This is a genomic window from Grimontia sp. AD028 (assembly GCF_000973155.1).
GTDB lineage: Bacteria > Pseudomonadota > Gammaproteobacteria > Enterobacterales > Vibrionaceae > Enterovibrio > Enterovibrio indicus.
Genome location: NZ_LASY01000092.1, coordinates 40,082 through 47,482, shown reverse-complemented (window position 1 = coordinate 47,482; position 7,401 = coordinate 40,082). Strand labels below are relative to the sequence as shown.

Annotated in this window: 6 protein-coding genes; all 6 read left to right on the top strand. The window is 47.5% G+C overall.

What is annotated here, in order from left to right; genetic code table 11:
• Window positions 1-393: 393 nt before the first annotated feature.
• The 6 genes from RN22_RS18945 (at window position 394) to phnE (RN22_RS18920) (ending at window position 7,392) form a co-directional block, all read left to right on the top strand.
• Complete coding sequence (locus RN22_RS18945) at window positions 394-2,331, top strand: sensor histidine kinase (protein WP_046306699.1); 1,938 nt, start codon at window positions 394-396, stop codon at window positions 2,329-2,331.
• A 7-nt stretch (window positions 2,332-2,338) separates the two neighbouring features.
• Window positions 2,339-3,682 (top strand): sigma-54 dependent transcriptional regulator, encoded by a 1,344-nt coding sequence (locus tag RN22_RS18940; protein ID WP_197076321.1) that lies wholly within the window; start codon window positions 2,339-2,341, stop codon window positions 3,680-3,682.
• 232 nt (window positions 3,683-3,914) lie between these two features.
• The gene (gene phnD / locus RN22_RS18935) at window positions 3,915-4,955 is read left to right on the top strand and encodes a phosphate/phosphite/phosphonate ABC transporter substrate-binding protein (RefSeq protein WP_002536778.1); all 1,041 of its coding nucleotides are present in this window, start codon (window positions 3,915-3,917) and stop codon (window positions 4,953-4,955) included.
• Between the two features lie 84 nt (window positions 4,956-5,039).
• Window positions 5,040-5,810: a phosphonate ABC transporter ATP-binding protein gene (phnC, locus tag RN22_RS18930; protein WP_046306695.1), complete on the top strand. Its 771-nt coding sequence runs from the start codon at window positions 5,040-5,042 to the stop codon at window positions 5,808-5,810.
• Complete coding sequence (gene phnE, locus RN22_RS18925; protein ID WP_046306693.1) at window positions 5,798-6,589, top strand: phosphonate ABC transporter, permease protein PhnE; 792 nt, start codon at window positions 5,798-5,800, stop codon at window positions 6,587-6,589. Before phnC ends, phnE (RN22_RS18925) begins: the two co-directional genes overlap by 13 nt.
• Window positions 6,589-7,392, top strand: a complete 804-nt coding sequence (gene phnE, locus RN22_RS18920) for a phosphonate ABC transporter, permease protein PhnE (RefSeq protein ID WP_002536781.1) — start codon at window positions 6,589-6,591, stop codon at window positions 7,390-7,392. The genes phnE (RN22_RS18925) and phnE (RN22_RS18920) overlap by 1 nt, the downstream gene beginning before the upstream one ends.
• Window positions 7,393-7,401: the final 9 nt, after the last annotated feature.

Below are 7,401 nucleotides of genomic sequence, written 5' to 3'. Positions count from 1 at the left end.
ATTTTCTGTCAATCAGGCCTAAGCCTGATGTTTTTGTTGCTTGAAATCTGGGTAAATCGTAACGAGCGCCACCCAGACTGAGAACTAAGGTTAGATTTTCAACACTTGCGACTGAGTATTGTGTTCACTACGTTGAGGGGATTCGGCTCTTTGGCTTCTTTCTTAAAGTGTGTGTCCCTGTTAGTTCCTCCCTGTTAGTTCCTCTTTGCCAAAAGGGTATAGGCGACCTTTTATTAGCAAAAGTTAAATTGAATGAGAGGCTTGGCGACGAGGAGGTCTTCAGAATAGCGCGTTTTCAATGGGGTACAGTGATGTGTTATATAGTTGTTAGTAATCACTTCATCAGTTAGTGAATGGAGTGGGTGGTCATTCAGGGACGCTCTTTTAACGCCTATGGTTGTAAATGCAAAAGGCACCTCTTTAGAGGAACTTAAAACGCAAGAAACTCGCAAAGGCAGGTTCAAGTGGCGGGGGATCGAGGTTCGCCTTGGGCTTGCGCTCGCTATGTTGTCGATGGCGACATTGCTACTCGCACTTTTTAGTTCGGTGACTTACGACAAACTTGAGTCGGCGTTGGTTGAGCTCAAAGAGAAAGATATTGTCGCGCTTGAGCATGCTGCCAGATTGAACGACATGGTGCGTCTGGTGATCAGTGACGCCTCTCAATTGGCCGATGCCGAATCAAACCTCGAAAGAAGAAACACCATGACCAGGGTGGACGACAGTATTCAGGAAATGAACCAAATACTGGTGCATTTCCCAGAGTATCACGCCTATTTCAAAGACCTGATGATGCAGGTAAACAATAGCTTGAGCTTGCTTTATCAAAGTGCGGAAGATTCCCGAAAGCTGAATGCTGAATTGAGGAATTTGCTTGAAGGTTTTTATCCACTGCTTCAACAGGTCATTGATGAGCTCGATAAGCTTCCAGCGTCGGATAAGTCGAAACTCCAGTATGGTCAATTGAAGGCGCTACTCTTTTATCAGCTTGGGCTGGTGGAGAAGCTGTTCAACGACGGTAGCTTCAATGAGCTGGATTACACCACGATTCGTTTGGAACAGCTTGGAGAGGAGTGGTTCGATCTGTGGCAAGCGAGTGGGCTGGCAAAATCACTTCCAGCACTGGATGAAAAGCTCTCCGTGATTTACACGTTGGCGTCCCGTTCCAGTCATTTAGTCAGGTTGAAAAACCAGGCGCTTGAGCATCATTATCAGCAAGCGTTTTTGCTTGAAAACAGCCGTGAATACTTGCACCAACTATCTATTCAAATTGAGCGCAACACCTCAAATGTGAATCTGGAAATTGATCAATCTATTGCCCAGGTTCAGCAGTCCTTGGCCTCAAACCGAAACTTCTCCCTTACGCTTTCTGTCATCAGTCTGATTGCCGCAGCGGGTATTGCTTGGTTCTACGTGCGTAAAAACATTTTGGAGAGACTGCTGCACCTACGCGATGAAATGTTTGCGATTTCAACTGGCTATCTGGACACAGAAATTGCGTTGAGAGGCCAGGATGAAATTACGCAAATGGCCAAGTCTCTGAAAGTGTTTCAGGCCACAGCAAAAGTGGTAAAGCGCACCAACAAAAAGTTGGAGGCCGAAGTCGAAGAGCGACGGTTGGCGGAAGAAAGATTAAGAGTGACACAAAACGAGTTGGTTCAGGCGGGTAAGCTTGCCGCACTGGGACAACTGAGTGTTGGTATTACCCACGAAATCAACCAACCATTGACTGCTATTAGCAGTCATACGCGCAGTGCCCAAAAATGGCTGGAGCAAGAACGCACAGACAAGGCGTTGCAGAACCTTTTAAAAATTGAAATGTTGCTGAGCAAAGTTGCTGCGTTAACGCATCATTTGAAGGCCTTCTCCAGAAAGAGTGATGGCAAAATTTCCTCCGTTGAAGTCATGCCAGTTATCAATGACGCCATCGCGTTGTTCGTCAGCCGGGATGTGCCGATTGCATTGGATTGTCACCTTGACCAGACCCAGAGTGTGATTGCCAATCCTATTCGTTTGGAGCAGGTCTTGGTCAATTTGCTCAGCAACGCTGTCGATGCTGTCGAGAAGACAGAGAACCCGCTGATTGTGATGTCGGTGAACTGTGATGAAGAAGGCGTGAGTATTAAGGTCAAAGACAATGGCAAGGGAATACCCAGCGAAGATATTCCTCATATTTTTGACCCGTTCTACACAAGAAAAGATGTTGGTAAAGGTTTAGGGTTAGGGCTGTCTATTGCATTCAATATCATTAAAGATTTTGGCGGTTCTATCAGGGTTTATTCGCAGCCCGGGCAAGGCAGTGAATTTGTAGTACATCTTGAACAAGGCTAAAGAGATGATGGAAAAACGCATCACGCTGATTGACGATGAGATTGATGTCGTCGAAGCAGTCAGTGAAATGTTGGAATTAGAGGGATTTACGGTTTCAGGATTTACTGACCCCAAGGTTGCATTGAAGTTACTCACGCCGGACGCTGCTCAGGTCGTTCTTTGTGATGTGCGGATGCCTGAGTTGGATGGTCTCTCCATGCTGGACGCTATTCAACACCGGGCGCCAAGATGCAAAGTGATCCTGATGAGTGGCCATGGCGATATTCCGATGGCTATCGAAGCCATGAAGCTGGGAGCTTTTGATTTTATCGAGAAGCCGTTGCAAAGCGATGAGCTGGTTGAAAAGCTGAGCCTTGCAGCTTCTCACATAGAGCAATCTCCAGATCTTACATCAGAACAAGCCTTGCCTATTGAAAGCCGGGTGATTGGCTCCTCGGCGCATATGGAAATGATAAGAAATCAGGTGTTAGCTCTGGCGCGCACAGGCGTCGATACCATCATCAATGGGGAAACCGGCACAGGGAAAGAAGTGATTGCGCGGGCATTGCATCAGTATTCTGCCCGCAAGGACAAAGCGTTCGTCGCGATTAACTGTGGCGGGATGACAGAGAGCATCATTGAGAGCGAGCTATTTGGACATGAGGCGGGGTCTTTTACCAGCGCCAATAAAAAGCGCATTGGTAAAATTGAACAAGCCAATGGCGGTACGCTTTTTCTGGATGAAATCGAAAGCATGCCGATATCCGTTCAAATCAAACTGCTTAGGGTGATTCAAGAGCGGGTCATTGAAAGGGTCGGCGGCAATGAGCTTATCCCCGTCGATATTGTCGTACTTGCGGCGAGCAAAGCAGATCTCTCTGAGCTCAGCCAACGGGGCGAGTTCCGCTCAGACCTTTTCTACAGGCTCAACATAGCCAGCCTCAATTTGCTGCCACTCAGGGAAAGAAAGGAAGATATCCAGTCGCTGTTCCGTCATTTCGTCGTTCAAGCCAGCCAAAAATATAAAACGCGTCCTTCGACGCTTTACGCAGAGCAAATCCAACAGCTGTGTCGTCACGATTGGCCGGGAAATGTCAGGGAACTTCGTAACGTGGCGGATCGGTTTGTACTTGGCATTGTTGGAGAAGGCTTTGATTTACACTCCCCTCCAACCCAGGGAACGGAGGCATTCGCGTTTGAACAGCAGATGGAACAGTACGAGCGTAACGTATTGACTGAGGCCTTGATTGAAACCTCGGGTAACATCAACGAAGTGTCTGTTCGCTTAAATCTGCCAAGAAAAACCCTTTATCGGAAAATGAAAAAGCATCAGTTGGATAAAGAGAATTTTAAACCCAGCAGGGACGGCTAAGCACTTTAAATCAAAGGAGCCATGTGGCTCCTTTTTTCGCTTTTAAGCGTTTTGGACAGGAATGACCCAAACCACTCTCTGTACCTTTTTAAACTGGACAGAAATGACCGAAGTGAAATCGGGGAATTTCGCCATAATTTTAAATATCTGAAAAATAATAAAAATATTGTTGGCATGCCTTCTGCTATAGGGAAGCTGCACATCAACAATAACGTGAATATAAGGTTCTATTATGAAAGACAGTGTAAAAGGATTGTTAATCGCTGGCTCATTGCTTCTGCCATCTGTTGCTATGGCAAATGAGTGTTCTCATCGCGGTGTTTTGGATGAAAGATACTGTGATGAAAATCAGGACTTGGTTGCAGACTCACCAAAAGACGCTTCAGAATGGATAGACCCAAGTACGTTGGTTTTCACTTATACCCCAGTTGAAGATCCCGCACTCTACAAAGATGCATTCGCCGATTTTCAGGCTCACCTCAGTAAGATCACCGGTAAGAAAGTTATCTACTACACCGTCCACTCAAACTCAGCTCAGGTTGAAGCTATGCGTTCTGGCCGCCTGCACGTGGCTGGCTTTTCAACGGGTCCAACCGGTTACGCCGTGAATCTGGCAGGTTACGTTCCAATCGCGGTTAAAGGTGATGAGTCTGGCTTTCAGGGTTACAACCTGGTCACTATTGTCCGTAAAGACAGCGGTATAAAAGAAATGGCAGACCTCAAAGGGAAGAAAGTCGCTCACACTTCTGCCTCGTCAAATTCTGGCAACCTGGCACCGCGAGCGCTATTTCCAGCACAAGGCTTGGTTCCGGACGAAGACTACAAAGTGCTGTACTCCGGTAAGCATGACCAATCCATCCTTGGCGTGTTCAATGGCGACTATGATGCTGCACCAGTGGCTTCCGATGTCTACGACCGCATGGTTGCAGCAGGTCGTGTTGATGACTCTGAACTGGAAATTATCTATCGCAGCCCGCGTTTCCCGACCTCTGCTTTTGGCTATGCGCATAACCTGAAACCTGAATTGGTAGAGAAGATCAATGAAGCCTTCTTCAGCTATCGATTCACGCAGGAAATGAGCGATGCGTTTAAAGGTGCAGACCGCTTCTCGCCTATTACCTACAAGGAAGATTGGTCTGTGATCCGTAATATTGCGCACGCAACGGGTACCGCTTACACCAAGGCTGGCTTGAAGAAGTTGGCGGAAAAAGACGCTGCGAAACGCGCCAAGAAGAAAGCGGCTGAACTGGCCAAGCAAGCCACAACGCAATAATTCGTTAATTCAATCTAAAAAGCATGGTGCCCTCACGGGTAGGGCATCGTGCACCCAAAAATAAGGGCAACAAGGAATATGAGTATGGCCGTAGCAAGTTATGACGGAATAAAAATTAAAAACCTTTTTCATCAATACGTGGCAGGAAAGCCAATCCTCAAAGGCATTGATATTGATATTGATGAGCCGGGAATCATCGCTATTATCGGCCCTTCTGGTACCGGAAAAAGTACGTTGCTCCGTTGTATTAATCGCCTTAACGACCCAACCAGCGGTGAGATTTTGTTTGAGGGTGAGGACCTGACAAAACTCAAAGGACAAGCGCTGCGAAAACAACGTCGCCATATCGGCATGGTGTTCCAGGAATACAACTTGGTTGAGCGCCTAACAGTCATAGAAAACGTATTGAGTGGACGCTTGGGCTACATGTCGTCATGGAATGCTTGGCGTCGTAACTATGCCAAGGAAGATCTAAAGAAAGCCTTCGAATTGTTGGAATTCGTGGGTTTACAAGATTTCGCCAATCAGCGCGCAGACAGCCTATCTGGTGGTCAAAGGCAGCGCGTCGGTATTGCACGCGCTGTGATGCAAGACCCTTATATCTTGCTGGCTGATGAACCGACCTCCTCCCTCGATCCAAAGACCGCGGTTGAGATCATGGAGCTGATGGAAACCTTTGCCAAAGAAAAACAAATCCCTGTTTTGGTTAACATCCACGATGTGAATCTCGCTAAACGTTTTGCCAAACGTGTCATTGGTATGTGTAACGGGAAAGTGTACTACGATGGCAGCCCTGAAGGGATCAGCGAAGAGGATCTAAAAGTGATTTATGGAGGTGAGTCATGGCTGGACTAAACCCCTCCGTTGATGTTGAGAATCCGTTTAAGAGCTCTTGGGTAAACAGAGTTTGTATTCTCGGCATCATTGCGTACCTGTTTTATAGCTTTTCCAGTTTGAACCTTAGTGTTGAGCGTTTGATAGTGGGGTTTGGGGAGAGCGAGAGGTTACTTTCTCGTATGTTTCCCCCTGATTTTTCCCGCTCCAGCTTGTTATTGAGTGGACTGGCAGAAAGCCTTCAAATCGCCATTATCTCGAGCTTTTTTGGCATCTTGATTTCATTGTTTCTTGGCTTGTTAGCGGCAAGAAACATGATGCCATCCATTGTTTCTACTCCTGTGCGTGGCTTCATTGCTCTATGTCGCTCTTTCCACCCGGTGATCATTGCCATCCTGTTCGTAAAAGCGGTGGGCTTTGGTGCTCTGGCGGGGATTTTAACCCTGGTTTTTGCGTCCATCGGCTTTATCGCAAAGCTGTTTGCGGAAGCGATTGAGGAAATCTCATTTAAGCAGGTTGAGGCGATTAGGGCGACAGGTGCCAATTTTATCAGCGTTATCCTGTTTGCTGTGATGCCGCAGGTATTTACCCGCTTTATCGGCTTTGCGAGTTATCAATTGGACTCCAATCTTCGTAACTCAACCATGGTTGGCATCGTAGGGGCTGGTGGCCTGGGCGGTACACTTTTCTCGGCTTTCCAGCGTTTTGACTACGACTTTGTGGCAGCCATCCTGATCACCATTATCGCCCTGATACTCGTTGGTGAATTCCTGTCGAACATCGTAAGGAGAATTTTCTAATGACGACGGCTTCTATCGATAAAGAGTGGCAACGTTTCACTTTCAATGAGCGACTCGCCCGTTTTGCTGTATACCTCTGCTTTGTATCAGCCATTGTATGGTCCTGGCAGACGGTCGAGGTGATCCCGGAGTTCCTGTATGACGCACCGGCGCAGTTTTCAGACATGTTCAGCCGCATGGTACCGATGGATTACGGCTTCTATCCGGAAACCATTCATGCAGCGCTAATTGAAACCCTGCATATCGCCACTTTGGGCACCTTGTTTACGTTGGTGTTTGCGATTCCATTGGCGCTACTGAATGCACCAAATATTACCCCGAGCAAAACGCTTAACTGGGTTGCCCAGTTCTTTTTGGTGTCATCCCGCTCGGTGAATTCTCTGGTTTGGGCACTGCTTTTCATCGCGCTATTTGGACCCGGTGTATTGGCGGGAATCATGGCTATTGCTGTGCGAAGCGTTGGCTTTGTCGGCAAGCTTCTCGCTGAAGCGATTGCAGAAGTGAACATGGGCACAATTGAAGCGCTGAGAGCCACAGGCGCATCTTGGATGAGCATTCTGTTAAAGGGCTATTGGCCGCAAGTCATGCCAGCGTTCTACTCCATTGTTCTGTTCCGTTGGGATATCAATGTCCGCGAGTCTGCAGTGCTTGGTCTTGTGGGGGCTGGTGGGATAGGTGTAGTGCTGAACGATGCACAAAACCTGTTTGAATGGCAGAAGGTCTCCATGGTGCTTTTCAGTATCTTCGCCGTGGTGATATTGGCAGAAGCGCTGGTTATCCATGTTCGAAAGAAACTGATCTAAGCGCCATAG